The sequence below is a fragment of the Curtobacterium sp. MCBD17_013 genome, assembly GCF_003234565.1.
Taxonomy (GTDB): domain Bacteria; phylum Actinomycetota; class Actinomycetes; order Actinomycetales; family Microbacteriaceae; genus Curtobacterium.
Window position 1 is genome coordinate 66,774 of record NZ_QKTU01000001.1, and the last position, 15,689, is coordinate 82,462.

Sequence of the window (15,689 nt, forward strand, 5' to 3'; positions counted from 1 at the left end):
CGGGTCGGACCCGCACCGCGCCTCCCGGCCGTCGTCGTGTGCGCAGCGTCCACACGTCACGCTGGACGAACCGACAAATTCGCTGAGATTCTCCCGGGCGCGACCTCATAGGGTCGAGGACGTTTGGCGCGCCCGATCGTGAGGAGATCCTTTGTCGTCATCGCTGCACCCGGCCCTGCTGGCCGCATCCGCCGGAGGAGGCGGACTCCGGATCAACGCCCACGCGATCGACTACGTCCTCGTCGCCGTGTACTTCGCGCTCGTGCTGGCCATCGGTTTCGTCGCACGGCGCCAGGTGTCGAGCAGCCTGGACTTCCTGCTCTCGGGTCGGTCGCTGCCGGCCTGGGTCACCGGACTCGCGTTCATGTCGGCGAACCTCGGGGCGACCGAGCTCCTCGGCCAGACGGCCAACGGCGCGCAGTACGGGGAACAGACGTTCCACTACTACTGGATCGGCGCGATCCCGGCGATGGTGTTCCTCGGGCTCTTCATGATGCCCTTCTACTACGGGTCGAAGGCCCGCAGTGTGCCGGAGTTCCTGCGGCGCCGATTCAACCCGACGACACAGCGGTTCCAGGCCGTCCTGTTCGCGGTGGCGTCGGTGCTGCTCGCCGGCGTGAACCTCTACGCGATGGCCCTCGTCGTGAACGCGCTCCTCGGCTGGCCGATCTGGGTCGCGATCGTCGTCGCCGGCGCGGTCGTCCTCGTCTACACGTTCATCGGCGGCCTGTCGGCCGCGATCTACAACGAGGTCCTGCAGTTCTTCGTCATCGTCGCGGCGATGGTCCCGATCACCTTCGTCGGTCTCGCTCGCGTGGGCGGATGGCACGGCCTGGTGCAGAAGATCTCGGCGCAGCCGCACTCGCAGGGCAGCCTGAACCCGTTCCCGGCACACGAGCTGACCGGCATCATGAACTCGTTCGGCAGCGTCGTCGGCGTCGTGCTCGGTCTCGGCTTCGTGACCTCGTTCGGGTACTGGACGACGAACTTCACCGAGGTCCAGCGTGCGTTCTCGGCGAAGGACGCCTCGGCCGCGGTCCGGACCCCGCTCATCGCCGCGATCCCGAAGACGCTGGTCGCCTACGTGATCATCATCCCGGGCATGATCGCCTCGGTCCTCATCCCGTCGATCGCGCACCTCAAGGAGGGCCTGCCCTCGCACGCCGCCTACAACGACGTCGTGCCGCTACTGCTCCAGGAACTGCTGCCGAACGGGTTCCTCGGCGTCGCGCTCGCCGGTCTGCTCGCGTCGTTCATGGCCGGCATGGCCGCGAACGTCAGCTCGCTCAACACGGTGTTCACGTACGACATCTGGCAGGACTGGATCAAGCCCGGCAAGTCGGACCGCTACTACCTCAACGTCGGACGCGTGGTGACGATCGCGGGTACCGCGGTGGCGATCGGGACCGCGTTCATCGCGGGCGGGTTCAGCAACATCATGGACTACATCCAGACGCTGTTCTCGTTCTTCAACGTGCCGCTGTTCGCGATCTTCATCCTCGGCCTCCTCTGGAAGCGGATGACGGGTCCGGCGGGCTGGTCGGGCCTCCTGGCCGGCGTCGTGGGCGCGGTCGTCGTGTTCGTGATGAACCAGTCGGGCGTGATCGCGCTCTCGGGTCAGGGCTCGAGCTTCCTCGGCGGTGGCGTCGGGTTCGCGCTCGCGCTGCTCGTGGCGGTCATCGTGTCCTACCGGACCGCACCGAAGCCGGAGTCCGAACTCGTGGGCCTCGTCCGCGGTCTGTCGCCGCACAAGCTGTCCGACCTGCCGCCGGCGCCCTGGTGGCAGCGGCCGAAGGTCCTGGCGGTCATCGTGCTCGTGATCACCGCGCTCAGCTACATCCTCTTCATCGTCTACTGACCCTCCACGAAAGGTCCACCATGGCGCGTCAGAACCGGGTCGTCGAGCAGCTCTTCGACCTCCGCATGATCATCGCGGTGCTCTTCACGATCTACGGAATCGTCTGCCTCGTCTGGGGCCTCGCGTTCACCACCCAGCGCGAACTCGACAAGGCCGCGGGCACGAACGTCAACCTCTGGGCCGGCATCGGCATGCTCGTCGTGGCCGCCCTGTTCGTCGTCTGGGTGGTCCGCAGCCCGCTCACCGCACAGGCCGAGCGGGCGCAGGCGGAGCAGACCGAGGACTGAGCCCGCGCACGCACGAGGCTCCACACACGACCGCGGCGTCGAGGACGGACACCGTCCTCGACGCCGCGTCGTCGTGTGAGGAGACCCAGCCAGCGGGCCGGGCTGCTCACGCCTCGTCGAGCACGGCCTCCGCGCGCTCCGGGCTGCCCTCGGCGAGCCCGCGGTCGATCGAACCGCGGAGCCCGGACCACATGACGATCCCGGCGACGAGGACGAGACCCTCGCTGACGGTGAGCGCCCAGATGATGCCCCCGAGGCCGAACCAGAGGTTCACCAGGATCACGATCGGGATGAACAGCACCCCCTGGGTGACCGACATGATCGTCGCAGGCAGGGCGCGGCCGGTCGCCTGGAACAGCGACGTGATCAGGCCGGTGAACCCGTTGCAGATCATCGACACGAGCTGCGCGGTGATGATCGTGGCGCCGAGGGCGAGCAGCGCGTGGTCCGCGACGAACAGTGAGAACACCTGGTCCCGGAAGGCGAAGACGACCCCGGAGAACACGAAGGCGATGCCGCCGACGGTGATCGCCGAGCCGCGGAGCGTCGCAGCGAGCCGTGCCCGGTCGCCCTTGCCGAACGTGTAGGCGAGCAGCGGCAGGACCCCGAGCGTGACACCCATGATGAGGAACTCCGGCACCTGCGCGATCCGCACGGCGACTCCCATGGCGGCGAGGGGGCCGTCGCCGTAGCCCGCTGCCAGGTTGTTGAGCACGAGCGACGTCACGATGAGGAACGCCGACTGCAGCAGCTCGCCGATGCCGACTCCGAACACGGGCCGCATGACGGCGGGGGAGAGCGTGAACCATCGCGGCGCGAGGCTGACGTGCTCGCTGTGCCGGGTCAGCCACGTGACGAAGTACACGACGGTCACGAGGTTCGACAGCCCGACCGACAGTGCCGCGCCGGCGACACCCCAGCGCAGCACGAGGATGAACAGCACGTCGAACACCAGGTTGCCGACCGTGGACGCGATGAGGCCGATCATCACCTGCCGTGCGGCGCCCTCGGCGCGCACGAGTTGCTCGAGGCAGAACGCCGCGGCGAGCACCGGGACGAAGGCGAGCATGACCGCGACGAACGCGCTCGTCGCGGGGACGGCCACACCGTGCGCGCCGAGGGCGAGCACCAGGGGGTGCAGGACCACGAGGCCGACGCCGCCGAGCACCGCGCCGACGATCACCGCACCCCACACGGAGAACGCGGCGACGTGCTTGATCTCGCCCGCCTCCGCGGGGTCCTGTTCCGACGCGCCGAGCAGCCGCGAGATGAGGGCACTGCCACCGGTCCCGAACACACCGCCGACGGCCATGACGAGCCCGAGGATCGGCGAGCCGAAGGTGACGGCGGCGAGCAGCGTCGCGTCGTGCAGCGAACCGATGAACCCGGCGTTGACGACGTTGTAGACGGCTCCGACGATGAGCGCGGCGGCCATCGGGATGCAGAGGTGGACGAGCGCCCGCACGATGGGCGCGGCGGACAGGTACCAACGGTTCGTGCCGATGGCGGGGGCGGCGACGGACATGTCGACGGTGGTGGGGGCTGAGGTGCTCATGGTGACTCCTCGAGGGCAGGGTGGAGCCCGGTTCCGGGCATGACGGATGGCGCGCCGACGGACGCCGGCACGGCGGTGGTGGGGGTGCGACCCGCGGACGGGCGCGCGGGCGACTGGCTACTGCTCCCGCGTCGGACGCGGGAGCGCGGAGGTCACCTTGGTGAGCAGGGCGTGGAGGGTGTGACGCTCCTCCTCGCTCAGGGGCGCGAGGATGGTCTCCTCGGCGTCCCGCATCGCGTCGTCGAACCCGGCGATGAGCGCGGCGCCGGCCTCGGTGGCGTACACGCGTTTGCTCCGTTCGTTCCCGGGTTCCGTGCGGCGCTCGATGAGTCCGCGTCGTTCGAGCCCCTGCAGGAGACTCGAGACGCTGGCCGGGGTCGTCCGTGTCATCGCGGCGATGTCACGCTGGATCGCACCGGGGTTCTGCACGAGGAACCCGAGTGCGAAGCCCTGCTGGTGGCTCAGCTCGCGCTGCCGGATCCAGTCCAGTCCGGCCTGCTGCTGCGCCCAGCCGACCCACCGGAGCAGGTCCAGGTTGGTCGTGAGTTCGGGCTCCTGTTCGGTCATGGTCAGAACTCTGACAGTTCGACATCTAACTGTCAAGGATCAAACCGACCGATCCTGTTCGGGGCGCGCCGGCCGGGAGGCGCACGACGGCCGGGAGGCGCACATGGCGCCTTCCGGCCGGGAGTGGTCCTGCGGTGGTGGTCCGGGGGTCAGTACCCGAGCGGCTGCGCACCCGTCTTCCGCGCCTTGACCGCGGCGAAGTAGGCGCTCGACGGCCGGAGGTACATGAGGATCGTCGCGACGATGGCGGCGACCTCACCGACCGCGTTGATGCCGTGGCCCCCGAGGATGGTGAAGAGCGACAGGATCGTCAGGATGAAGAGCACGATGCGCGCCCAGTTCGCCCCGCGACGCATGAACACGTCGAACAGGGCGAACGCGATGATGGAGAGCACGCCGATGACGATCGCGATCACGAGTCCGGCGACGAGCGCGGCGTGCACCGTCGATTCGGAGAGGTTGCTCGACGTCGACGCGACCCGTCGCTTCGCTTCGTCCTCCGCCGTGCCGAAGGTCGAGATCGAGACGATCAGGCTGACGATCTGGGCGAGCACGGCGAGCATGAACAGCCAGAACGCGGCGTTCACCAGCGTGGGTGGGGTGGCACGGGTCTGGCGCTCGGAGGCGTAGGTCATCGGGACTCCTTCGTCGGAAGCATGAGCGTGGTTCGACTGTGAGTCTGCCCGTTCAGCGGCCGTCGCGTCCGCTGGCATGTGTGCCCCGCTCAGGTCGAGGGCTTGAGCGGGTCGTGCCCGATGGACATGAGCCGGTGCCGCCACTCGGCGTCGCCGGCCGTCGGCTCGCGGTCGTCGCCGCGCTCGGCCTGCACCTCGGCGACCACGGTCTCCATGACGGTGACGTCGTCGTCGGTCAGGTCCGTCCTGCGCTTGCCGAGGATCTCGAGCACGGCGCGCGAGCGCTCGTCACCGGCCTGGTCGGCGAAGGCCTCGCTGTCCGGCTGCGACGCATCGGTCTCGAGCCACTCGCGGAGTTCCCGCGAGGTCATGTTGACGGCCGCGTGGAAGTCGTCCCAGAGGGCGTCGTCGATGTCGGTGTGGGCCATGGAACCTCCTGCGTGGGTGGGAGAGCGGACCGGTCGGACCGCGGACGAGGACCGGTCCGACGCTAGACGTCGGGTGCCGCGCCCCTTCAGCTGCGGGTCAGGGACGCGGGAAGCGGGCCTGTCGCCGTCGGGAGCGCCATGCTGGGGGTGATCGTCCGCCGTTCGTCGACGTCCCTCGTGCAGGGACCACGACCATCCCAGGAGGCCAACCCCATGTCCGAACCCACCACCCCGGGCCCCACCGCACGCGACGACGGCGAGTTCATCGCCATCGACGGCACCGACCCAGACTGGTGGCGCCAGGCCGTCGTCTACCAGGTGTACCCGCGGAGCTTCGCCGACAGCAACGGGGACGGCCTCGGCGACATCGCCGGTGTCACGAGTCGCGTGCCGTACCTGCAGCGGCTCGGCGTCGACGCCATCTGGCTCAGCCCGTTCTACCCGTCCGCCCTCGCCGACGGTGGGTACGACGTCGCGGACTACCGGAACGTCGACCCGCGGCTCGGCACGCTCGACGACTTCGACGCCATGGTCGCCGCCGCGCACGACGCCGGCATCAAGGTGATCGTCGACATCGTGCCGAACCACAGCTCGAACGACCACGCGTGGTTCCGGGAGGCGCTCGCCGCCGAGCCCGGTTCCGCCGCCCGCGAGCGCTACGTGTTCCGCGACGGGCTCGGCGACGACGGGCAGATCCCGCCCTCCACGTGGCAGTCGAACTTCGGTGGCAGCGCCTGGACCCGCACCACGGACCCCGATGGCACACCGGGCCAGTGGTACCTGCACCTGTTCGCGCCCGAGCAGCCCGACTTCAACTGGGCGAACCCGGAGATCCGCGAGGACTTCCACACCACGCTCCGGTTCTGGGCCGACTGCGGGGTGGACGGGTTCCGCGTCGACGTCGCACACGCCCTCGCGAAGGACCTCAGCGAACCACTGCGCGACGCGAACCCGAAGGACTTCGACCTCCCGCTCGACGGCAGCGACCCGCTGTACGACCGCGACGAGGTGCACGAGATCTTCAGCGGCTGGCGGCGGGTGTTCGACGAGTACGACCCGCCGCGCACCGCGGTCGCCGAGGCCTGGGTGCCGAGCGCACGCGTCGCCCTCTACGCGCGGCCGACCGAGCTCGGGCAGGCGTTCAACTTCGACCTGCTCCGCGCCGACTTCGACGCCGGCACGTTCTCGCGGATCATCGACGACAACCTGCGGCTCGCGGCCGAGAGCGGTGCGTCGAGCACGTGGGTGCTCTCGAACCACGACGTCATCCGCCACGCCTCCCGCTACGCGCTGCCCGCCGGTGCGGACGAGGAGGACTGGCTCATGTCCGGCGGCACGCGTCCTGCGGCGGACGAGACCCGGGGACTCCGCCGCGCCCGCGCCGCCACGCTCCTCCTGCTCGCGCTGCCGGGCTCGGCGTACCTGTACCAGGGCGAGGAGCTCGGACTCCGTGAGGTCGCGGACCTGCGTGAGGAGGACCTCCAGGACCCGGTGTGGGTCCGGAGTGCGCACACGCGCAAGGGCCGTGACGGCTGCCGTGTCCCGCTGCCGTGGGACACGTCGACGCCGGCGTTCGGCTTCGGCCCGGCCGCGCCGCACCTGCCGCAGCCGGCCTGGTTCGCCGACCTCGCCGTGTCCGTGCAGGACGGTGCGCCCGACTCGACGCTCGAGCTCTACCGGGCCGCACTCCGCGCCCGCCACGCGCTGCAGCAGGGCGAGGACCTCCGCTGGCTCGACGCTCCGGGGCCGGACGCGATCGCCTTCGCCCGGCACGACGGTTGGGTGTGCGCGATGAACTTCGGGACCGACCCCGTGCCCGCGCCCGCCGGCTCGGTCGTCGTCGCGAGCGGTCCGCTCACCGCGGCTGGCGTGCTCCCGGGGCAGACCACGGTCTGGGTGCGTCCCTGACCGCTGACCGGCAGCGGTGCCTGACCGCTGACCGGCAGCGAGAACGCTGGTCGGCGCCCCGCCGTACGCTCGGAGGCGATGACCTCCTCGCTCTTCGCCGACCTCGACTCGTTCATCCGCCACCCCCGCGTCACGGGCCTCGCGCTCAGTCACGACGGCGCCCGCCTCGTCGCGACCGTGCAGGAGCCCGACGCGGACGCCGCCCGGTACCGGAGCGCGCTGTGGGAGGTCGACCCCGTCGGCGATCGCCCGCCGGTCCGCCTGACGTCCTCGGAGCAGGGGGAGTCGTCGCCCGCGTTCACCCCGTCCGGCGACCTGCTCTTCACGTCGAGCCGCCCCGACCCGCGCAGCAGCGAGAACACGGAGGACCCCGCGCTCTGGTCGCTGCCAGAACACGGTGAGCCGATCCGCGTCGCGACGAGTCCCGGTGGCGTCGGGAGTCCGCTCGTCAGCCGCTCGGGTGTGGTGATCGTGGCCGGCAGCCGCCTGGTCGGCTCGTCCGACGCCGACGAGGACCGAGCCCGCCGCGAGCGCCGGAAGGACCAGGCGGTCACCGCGATCCTGCACGACGGCATGCCCATCCGCTGGTGGGACCACGAACTCGACGACACCGAGGCGCGCCTGCTCGTGCTCGACGATGCGGGGGCCACCGCCCCCGACGCCGCTCGAGCCAGCGACCGGGAGGCCCGTCCCACCCCGCTCCGGGACCTCGCCCCCGACGCGGGGCAGCGCTTCCGGAACCCCGAGTTCGACATCGCTCCGGAGGGCTCCTTCGTCCTCGCTCGCGCCACGGAGCGGATCACGGGCGGACGCTCCCATGCCGTGCTCCTCCGGATCGACGTCACGACGGGCGAGCGGTCCGTCGTCGTCGACGAGGACGGCGCCGACGCGAGCCAGGCGCGGATCGCGCCCGACGCCTCCCGGTTCGCCGTCGCGATGCGCGTGCGCGGGACGTACGACTCCCCGCACCAGGAGTGGATCGAGGTCCGCAGCATCGACGGCGGCGCAGCGGTGCGGCTCGACCTCGGCGACATCACAGCGAACGACGTCGTATGGACGGCCGACGGAACGGGCCTCCTGGTGACGGGTGACCTGCACGGCGCGGGGGCGGTCGTCCTCGTCGACCCGACCTCCGGTGCCATCGTCCGATGGCTCGTCACCGACGCGTCGTACTCGAACCTCCTCGTGCACCCGAACGGGCGGACGCTGTTCGCGCTCCGCTCGGCGATGGACCGTCCGGCGAGCCCGGTGCGGCTCGACGTGACCGCGGAGGACCAGACGCCCGCGTTCCTCCCGGCCCCCGGCGTGGTCGACACCCTGCCCGGCACCGTGCAGCGAGTATCGGCCGAGGTCGACGGCGTCGAGGTGCCCGGATGGTTGTTCCTGCCGGACGACGCGCACCGCGGCAATGGCCCGGCACCCGTCATGACGTGGGTGCACGGCGGACCGTTCTCGTCCTGGAACGCCTGGTCGTGGCGCTGGTGCCCCTGGCTCGCCGTCGAGCGCGGGTACGCCGTCGTGCTGCCCGACCCGGCGCTCTCGACCGGGTACGGCGACGAGTGGATCGCGCGGGCCTGGCCGCACAGCGCCGCGATCGTGTGGCGTGAGGTCGAGGGCGTGCTCGACGCCGTCCTCGCCGACAGCGACCACCGCCTCGACCCGACGCGGACGGCGTTGCTCGGCGCGAGTTTCGGCGGGTACATGACGAACTGGATCGCCGGCCACACCGACCGCTTCGACTGCATCGTCACGCACGCCGGGCTCTGGTCGCTCGACCAGCAGCACGACACGACCGATGCCGCCGAGAACAAGAACGGGATCTTCGGCACCGAGCAGGAGCACCCGGACTGGTACGCGCAGAACTCGCCCGACCGGACCGCCGAGGCGATCACGACGCCGATGCTGCTCATCCACGGGAACCGTGACTACCGCGTGCCGATCTCCGAGGCGCTGCGGGCGTGGTGGGACCTGGTATCGGGGTTCCCGGGCGCGCCCGAGGACATGCCGCACCGGTTCCTGCAGCTCACGAGCGAGAACCACTGGGTGCTGTCGCCGTCGAACTTCCGCGTGTGGAGCGAGACCGTGTTCACGTTCTGCGACCAGCACGTCCGCGGCGGGGAGGCCCTGACCAACCGGATCGACTGAGGAATCGCGATGGACTGACGCGGCCGCATCGAGGGCCGTCGCCCGTTCGTCCCGGCGCGGCCCGCCGGCCTCGGTGCCCTCACATCTCGGACAGCGCCACGCTCATCATCGCGACGACGGCGAGGACCGCGACCCCGAGTGCCACCGCGCTGAGGGCCAACGCGGGCCGCACGGCGAGTGCGCGCCGCCGGTCCGGGTCACCGGACCGACCGGGGACGAGCCGCTGCACGAACGGGAGCCGGCCACGGGCCGCCAGGTAGACCACCGCCGGGACGGCGAACGCCGGCACGGCGAGGTAGACGACGAACTCCGAGCACGCGCCCACGACGATCGCGACGGTCAGCAGGACGAGCACCCGCCCGGCTCGACCGAGGTCCTTCCGGACGAGCGCATCCGTGATCGGCAGGGCGATGCAGAGACACATGACGGGTACCAGGACGAGGAAGGGCATGGGAACGGCCTCCAGGGATCCGCGGGCGGGTGGTACCGATCGTGGCGGACGGTGCACCGGAGCGGCATCCGTCGTGAGGATGACCGTCCCGCGGTCGGAAGTGATCCGTAGGTTGGGCGCATGACCGACCACGGAACCGGCGTCGACGCACTCCTCGTCGACACCATCGGCACCGTCGTCGACGACGTCGGGACCATCCGGGACCGTCTGGCGGTGGCGCTCGCCGCGCATGCCGGACACGACGTCGACGCGATCGCCCGTCGATGGGACGACCTGATGGACGCCGCCATGGCGGCGGTCAACGCCGGGGAGGCCCCCTGGCGCCCGCACCGCGCGATCCGACGGGAGGCCCTCGACGACCTCGTCGCGGACGGCTCGCTCCCTGCGCTGTCGGCCGACGAACACGACGCGCTCGTGGACGTCACCGAGACGCTCCGGCCGTGGCCCGATTCGGCGGACGCCCTCGCGACGCTGGGACGGCAGGTGGTGGTCGCGTCCCTGTCGAACGCGGACCTCGACGAGCTCGCCGCGCTGTCGCAGCGTGCCGGACTGCGCTGGCACGCCGTGGTCTCCGCGCAGTTCGCGCGTGCCTTCAAGCCCGCGGCCTCGGTGTACCGGACGGCGTTGGAGCTGCTCGGCGTCCCCGCCGCCCGCACGATGATGGTGGCGGCGCATCCGTGGGACCTCCGGGCGGCGGCCTCGCTCGGCATGCAGACCGCGTTCGTCGCTCGCCCGTCCGCCGACGCTCCGGCGCCCGACGACCGCTTCACGATCACGGTGCGCGATCTCGCCGACCTCGGCGATCGACTTCCGACTCTGACGCACCGGCCGGACTGAGACCGGGCCGCGACCGCCTGAAGTGGTCATCCCCTCGGCGGATGTGCGAGCACTTCTCGCGTTGCCATGCTGCCGTCATGGGGAACGACGGGTTGTGGGCGGGCTTCGACGACGAGTGGGCGCCGGACCCGCTGGCCGATCGGCGTCCGCGGGGGAGTGCGGGCGCGTCGGTCGTGGGGATGACGTTGCTCGTCGGCTACGCGGCCGCGCTCCTGGGCGCTTACCTCGTCCTGCTGGCCCTCGTGCGTCACGAACCGCACGCGGCGCTCACGACACCCTCGTGGTGGGTGCAGGTGGCCGCCCTGCTGCTCGGGCTGTTGTCCGTCGGCTCGGTCATCGCCGCGACGAGCGTGCTCATGCTCGGCGTCCGAGGCACCCGGTCCGCCGACCCGGGACACCGCACGCTCGGGGTCGTCGTCGTCATCCTCGGCGCGATGGCCGTCCCCGTGTCGTTCTGGGTGCTCGTGACCGGTGGCGTCACCGCGCTGTTCGGCTTCGGCGGGTTCTGACACCGCTGGCGGATCCGGGCCTAGGCTGCGGGCACGACGACGAGGGGATCGTGACGATGACCGACCGACAGACCTACCACGGAGATCCGACCGCGACGGCGCGGAGTGCACAGCGCGGCAGCAGCGGCACGTACATGGCGCCCGAGTTCGCCGAGGTCGACCACCGCGAGCCGCTCACGCCGCTGCGTCCCCGGCAGCTCGCCGTCCGGGTCGTCGTCTCGGTGGTGCTCGGCGTCATCGGATTGTTCGACCTCGTTCGCGCGGTGTCGGGCATCGTCGCGGCGGCAGACCCGGGCGCTTCCGCCCCGGTGGCCTCCTCGATCCTGCTGTTGCTCCTCGCGCTGGCGTTCCTGACCTACCCCGCCATCAACGTCGTGCGGTGGGCGCGCTGGCGGCACGCCCGCCGCTGAGCGGGGCCGGGTTCGTCGCTGCCGCCAGGAGCTGACCGAACGACGCCGCCGTCACCACCCGACCTCGACCGCTCGTCGGACGCCCCACAGGTAGTCGTCGGGTCGCTCCCACGCCGCGAAGTGCCCGCCGTGCTCGAACTCCCGCCAGTCCACGATCCGGAAGCGTCGCTCGGCGAACCGTCGCGGCGCGTTGACGAGGTCGGCGGGGAACACCGTCATCACGGTCGGTACGTCGATGCGACCCCAGTCCTTGCCGCCGCCCACCGCGTAGGGCGCGAACGACGTGCCGATGCATCCGCTGACCCAGTAGGCGGTGATCCAGGTGAGCAGCTCGTCGCGCGAGAACGGCGGCGTGTCCACCGCCTGGTCGGTCCAGCGGTCGAGCTTCTCGCCGATCCAGGCGGCGAGCCCGGCAGGCGAGTCCGCGAGCCCGACCGACAGCGTGTTCGGTCGGGTCGACTGTTCGTGCATGTACCCGCCCTCGTCCCGTTGCCACTGTCGACCGCGCTCGACGTAGGCGCGCTCCTCGTCGTCGAGGTCGTCGGGGAGGCCGCCGAGGAAGTGGTACTGCGACACGTCCGTCAGGTGCAGCGCAGCCACCGCTCCGGGGTGCCGGGCCGCGATCGCCTCGCCCACGTCGCAGCCGACGTCCCCGGCCGAGACGACGAACCGGTCGAACCCGAGGTCGAGCATCGCGGCGTGCACCGCGTCCGCCATCTCGATCGCCGACCAGCCACTCCGCTCCGTCGCCGCGGCGAACGGGAAGCCCGGCAGCGCCGGAACGACGCACGTCACGTCGTCGACGCGGTCGAGCACCCGCTCGAACCGGAGGACCGAGTCCGGCCACCCGTGCAGGAACAGGACGACCGGGGCGTCGGCACCCGCAGGTTGGACGATCGCGTTCACCGGTGTCGCCGACCCCGAGCGCACCCATGGCCGGGCGAGGACGCGCGCCTCGTGGTCCTCCCACCGGTAGGCGTCGGCCCAGTGGTCGAGGAGGGCGTCGAGGTCGCGCCCCGCCATGCCGAGGTCCTGACCGGCGCGGTCGACGGCAGGCAGCACCCGGCGTGCGCGCACGCGCTCGCGCAGGTCCCGCAGGACGTCCGGATCGACGGGGTGGAGGACGGTCCTCGTGCTCATGTCCCCATGCTGCACCGGGGGAAGCGACGAGGACAGGGGTCCTGCCTCCCGGCCGGTCGGCGAGTGAACGCTCACCCACGCCCGCCTGGCGGAGTAGACAGGCGTCATGCCCAACGACGCGTACAACGAACCAGCCGTCGCCCTGCCCACCGCCTCGATGCCGCTGCTCGGCTTCGGCACCTGGCAGATCGAGGACGCCGACGCCCCCGCTGCCGTGAGCTCGGCCCTCGAGGCCGGCTACCGCCACATCGACACCGCCACCGGCTACGCCAACGAGCGCGGGGTCGGTCGGGCCGTCGCCGAGTCCGGACTCGACCGCGACGAGGTGTTCATCACCACCAAGCTGCCGCCGGAGCACGGCGGCCGTGAACGGCAGACCATCTCCGAGAGCCTGGACAAGCTCGGCGTCGACCAGCTCGACCTGTGGCTCGTGCACTGGCCGCCGAACGGCGAGGCGACCCCGGCGGTGTGGGAGCAGGTCATCGCCGCCCAGCAGGACGGTCTGACCAAGGCCATCGGCGTCAGCAACTACTCGCTGGCGCAGATCGACGAACTCATCGACGCGACCGGCGTGACCCCGTCGGTGAACCAGGTGCGCTGGAGCCCTGCGGAGTACGACGTCGCCTTCGCGCAGGGGTTGGCCGAGCGCGGCGTCGTCCTTGAGGGGTACAGCCCGTTCAAGGCCTCGAACCTCCAGGACCCGACGTTCCTCCGCATCGCCGAGGCGCACGACGCCGACGCCGCGCAGGTCATCGTCGCATGGCACATCGCGCACGAGTTCGTCGTCATCCCGAAGTCGTCGCAGCCGGAGCGCATCCGCTCGAACGCGCGCGGCGTGACGTTCCAGCTGACCGAGGACGAGGTCGCCGCGATCGACGCCCTGGGAACCTCCGCGGCCTGAGCCGCCGGGAGGCCCGCCCCAGCGCGGACCCGGCCCTGCCGGCCCCGCCCTCGGCGGCGCCGGGCGGGAGCGATCAGGCGGTGTGCCTCGGGGATCACGCCGGGCGCGAGAGCGCTGCGAGCGAGCGATCGGCGAGCGTCAGCGCCACGAGGACCGCGGCCGCCACGACCATGATCCACGCGAGTTCGTGCAGCCCGGGGGTGGTCGCCCGCGCCCCGAACGCCGCCCCGCCCGACGCCGACGCCACGATCGCGCCGAGGTACGAGAACGTCCGGAGCAAGCCCGCGGACGCGCCGACCCGCTCGGGGTCCGCCTGGTGGTACAGGGCGTTCTGGTTCGCCAGGTTGAGCAGCCCGAGCGGGATCCCGACGAGCGTGGTGAGGGCGAACAGGAGCCACACGGCCGTGCCGGACCCCACGGCGAGGAGCAGGACGCAGCCGACGAGCAGCAGGACGCCGCCGACGACGAGCTTCGCCCGCACCTCGGGCCGTCTGCCGGTCAGGGTCGACACGACGATGGCCGCACCGAACAGGGGGAGCAGCACGAGCCCCGCGGCCGACGCCGACAAGCCACGGCCGTCCTCGAGCCACTGCGTGAACCCGTAGAGGAACGCGTAGCTGACGACCTGGGCGACGAGGGCGCGCGCGAACGTCCCGAGCAGCGGGAGGTTGCCGGCGAACACCCGCACGTCGATGAACGGGTCGACGGCACGGAGTTCGCGCACCGTGAAGGCGACCGCGGCGGCGACGGCGACCACGAGCAGCCAGACGAGTGCCGGCCGCAGGTCCATGAGGAACAGCAGGAGCGCGAGGAGCGTCGCCGCGAAGAGCAGGACACCGGCGACGTCGAACCGCGCACGCGTCTGGGTGGCGTCGAGCGCGGTGTGCCGGGGGAGTGCGACCCAGCCGAGCACCAGACAGGCGACACCGAGCGGGATGTTGACCGCGAACGTCGCCCGCCACCCGCCGACGGCGATGAGGAGTCCGCCGAGCGTCGGCCCGATCACCGCGATGGTCTGCGTCGTCACGGCGAGCGCGGTGAGCACCGCCTGGGGGCTGTCCTGCCCGGTGCGGCGGCCCTCGGCACGGATGAGCGTCATGGCGGCGGGGTACCCCGCGCACGTGCCGAACCCGAGCACGACCCGGGCGGCGACGAGCCACCCGAGCCCGGGGGCCGCGGTGCCGATCACGCCCGCGACGAGGGTGAGCACGGCGCCGACGAGGAACAGCCGCCGCGGCCCGAACGTGTCGACGAGTCGCCCCACCAGGGGCTGCCCGATCGACGTCGCCAGGTACAGCGCGGACACCAGCCAGGCGGTCTCCGACGCGGGTGCGCCGAACGCGGCGGCGATCGGCACGAGGGCGACCGCGATGATCGACGAGTTGATCGGGTTGAGGATCGACCCGAGCATCATCGGCGCGAGCAGGCGCCGGTCGAACCGGTCGGGAGGCGCGGCGCGGCCCCGTCGTCCGGCTCCCGGCGTGGACGGTGCAGTGGGGCGGGGGAGCCGCTCGGTGTCCGACTCGCTCATCGGTCGGTGCGCTCCGTCGGCGCCTCGGCGACCCGGTCGAGCAGCGCCAGGGCCTCGAGCAGGCGACGACGCTCGTCCTCCGTGTACCGCTCGGCCATCACCTCGGTGAGCCACTCCTGCCGCGCGGCGCGGTTGCCCTCGTTCTGCACCGACCCGGCGTCGGTCAGGCCGACGATCTGGCGGCGCCCGTCGGTGGGGTCGGGTGCCCGCTGCACGAGCCCTGCGGCCTCCAGCGCGGTGAGGGTGTTCGCCATCGACTGCGGCCGGACGCCCTCGAGCACGGCGAGAGCCGAGGCGGTGGTCGCCTCGCCCTTGCCGACGCGGGTCAGGACGGACGCCTGCGAGGGAGTGAGGTCGCCCTCGGCCGCGACCTCGCGCAGGCGGCGGAGGAAACGGCCGACGGCCACGCGCACGGCCAGCGAGGTCGCCGCGGGGGATGCGTCGAGTGGGATCGGTTCGTCGGAGATGATCGGCAGCCTAGACTGCGCATCAGTACCTGTACAGTCAGGACTGTCGAATTCCACACG

The 15,689-nt window shown here is 71.6% G+C and carries 16 protein-coding genes; 8 read left to right on the forward strand and 8 right to left on the reverse strand.

Annotated features, from left to right (window positions below):
- The first annotated feature begins 151 nt into the window (after nt 1-151).
- Both DEI81_RS00255 and DEI81_RS00260 read left to right on the forward strand, forming a co-directional pair.
- The gene (locus DEI81_RS00255; RefSeq protein ID WP_220035601.1) at nt 152-1,858 is read left to right on the forward strand and encodes a sodium:solute symporter family protein; all 1,707 of its coding nucleotides are present in this window, start codon (nt 152-154) and stop codon (nt 1,856-1,858) included.
- A 20-nt stretch (nt 1,859-1,878) separates the two neighbouring features.
- The gene (locus tag DEI81_RS00260) at nt 1,879-2,145 is read left to right on the forward strand and encodes a hypothetical protein (RefSeq protein WP_111008518.1); all 267 of its coding nucleotides are present in this window, start codon (nt 1,879-1,881) and stop codon (nt 2,143-2,145) included.
- Between the two features lie 106 nt (nt 2,146-2,251).
- Here DEI81_RS00260 and DEI81_RS00265 read toward each other — a convergent pair whose 3' ends face one another.
- From DEI81_RS00265 to DEI81_RS00280, 4 genes are all read right to left on the reverse strand, one after another.
- Entirely contained in the window at nt 2,252-3,700 is a 1,449-nt protein-coding gene (locus DEI81_RS00265) for an MATE family efflux transporter (protein ID WP_111008519.1), read from the reverse strand.
- 117 nt (nt 3,701-3,817) lie between these two features.
- Nucleotides 3,818-4,267 (reverse strand): MarR family winged helix-turn-helix transcriptional regulator, encoded by a 450-nt coding sequence (locus tag DEI81_RS00270; protein ID WP_111008520.1) that lies wholly within the window; start codon nt 4,265-4,267, stop codon nt 3,818-3,820.
- A gap of 149 nt (nt 4,268-4,416) precedes the next feature.
- On the reverse strand, nt 4,417-4,902 hold the full coding sequence (locus DEI81_RS00275) for a hypothetical protein (RefSeq protein WP_111008521.1): 486 nt from the start codon (nt 4,900-4,902) through the stop codon (nt 4,417-4,419).
- Between the two features lie 89 nt (nt 4,903-4,991).
- Complete coding sequence (locus DEI81_RS00280; RefSeq protein WP_111008522.1) at nt 4,992-5,330, reverse strand: DUF3140 domain-containing protein; 339 nt, start codon at nt 5,328-5,330, stop codon at nt 4,992-4,994.
- Between the two features lie 213 nt (nt 5,331-5,543).
- Between DEI81_RS00280 and DEI81_RS00285 the strand changes: the two genes are divergently transcribed.
- Together DEI81_RS00285 and DEI81_RS00290 are read left to right on the forward strand one after the other, a co-directional pair.
- A complete protein-coding gene (locus tag DEI81_RS00285) occupies nt 5,544-7,238 on the forward strand; it encodes a glycoside hydrolase family 13 protein (protein WP_111008523.1) in 1,695 nt (564 codons plus the stop codon).
- Between the two features lie 78 nt (nt 7,239-7,316).
- Nucleotides 7,317-9,383: a prolyl oligopeptidase family serine peptidase gene (locus DEI81_RS00290; RefSeq protein ID WP_111008524.1), complete on the forward strand. Its 2,067-nt coding sequence runs from the start codon at nt 7,317-7,319 to the stop codon at nt 9,381-9,383.
- A gap of 79 nt (nt 9,384-9,462) precedes the next feature.
- On the opposite strand, the gene DEI81_RS00295 is transcribed toward DEI81_RS00290, so the two are convergent.
- Nucleotides 9,463-9,834: a hypothetical protein gene (locus DEI81_RS00295; RefSeq protein ID WP_111008525.1), complete on the reverse strand. Its 372-nt coding sequence runs from the start codon at nt 9,832-9,834 to the stop codon at nt 9,463-9,465.
- 120 nt (nt 9,835-9,954) lie between these two features.
- Between DEI81_RS00295 and DEI81_RS00300 the strand changes: the two genes are divergently transcribed.
- From DEI81_RS00300 to DEI81_RS00310, 3 genes are all read left to right on the forward strand, one after another.
- Complete coding sequence (locus DEI81_RS00300; RefSeq protein ID WP_111008526.1) at nt 9,955-10,671, forward strand: haloacid dehalogenase type II; 717 nt, start codon at nt 9,955-9,957, stop codon at nt 10,669-10,671.
- A gap of 77 nt (nt 10,672-10,748) precedes the next feature.
- A complete protein-coding gene (locus tag DEI81_RS00305; RefSeq protein ID WP_111008527.1) occupies nt 10,749-11,180 on the forward strand; it encodes a hypothetical protein in 432 nt (143 codons plus the stop codon).
- Nucleotides 11,181-11,230: 50 nt separating this feature from the next.
- Nucleotides 11,231-11,590, forward strand: coding sequence for a hypothetical protein (locus DEI81_RS00310; protein WP_111008528.1), 360 nt, complete (start codon nt 11,231-11,233; stop codon nt 11,588-11,590).
- 51 nt (nt 11,591-11,641) lie between these two features.
- On the opposite strand, the gene DEI81_RS00315 is transcribed toward DEI81_RS00310, so the two are convergent.
- Nucleotides 11,642-12,730: an alpha/beta fold hydrolase gene (locus tag DEI81_RS00315; RefSeq protein ID WP_111008529.1), complete on the reverse strand. Its 1,089-nt coding sequence runs from the start codon at nt 12,728-12,730 to the stop codon at nt 11,642-11,644.
- A 106-nt stretch (nt 12,731-12,836) separates the two neighbouring features.
- Here DEI81_RS00315 and DEI81_RS00320 point away from each other — a divergent pair, with 106 nt between their 5' ends.
- The gene (locus tag DEI81_RS00320; RefSeq protein WP_220035602.1) at nt 12,837-13,631 is read left to right on the forward strand and encodes an aldo/keto reductase; all 795 of its coding nucleotides are present in this window, start codon (nt 12,837-12,839) and stop codon (nt 13,629-13,631) included.
- 94 nt (nt 13,632-13,725) lie between these two features.
- Here DEI81_RS00320 and DEI81_RS00325 read toward each other — a convergent pair whose 3' ends face one another.
- Both DEI81_RS00325 and DEI81_RS00330 read right to left on the reverse strand, forming a co-directional pair.
- Nucleotides 13,726-15,162, reverse strand: coding sequence for an MFS transporter (locus tag DEI81_RS00325; protein WP_111008530.1), 1,437 nt, complete (start codon nt 15,160-15,162; stop codon nt 13,726-13,728).
- Nucleotides 15,159-15,686: a MarR family winged helix-turn-helix transcriptional regulator gene (locus DEI81_RS00330; protein WP_220035603.1), complete on the reverse strand. Its 528-nt coding sequence runs from the start codon at nt 15,684-15,686 to the stop codon at nt 15,159-15,161. The genes DEI81_RS00325 and DEI81_RS00330 overlap by 4 nt, the downstream gene beginning before the upstream one ends.
- Between the last annotated feature and the right edge of the window lie 3 nt (nt 15,687-15,689).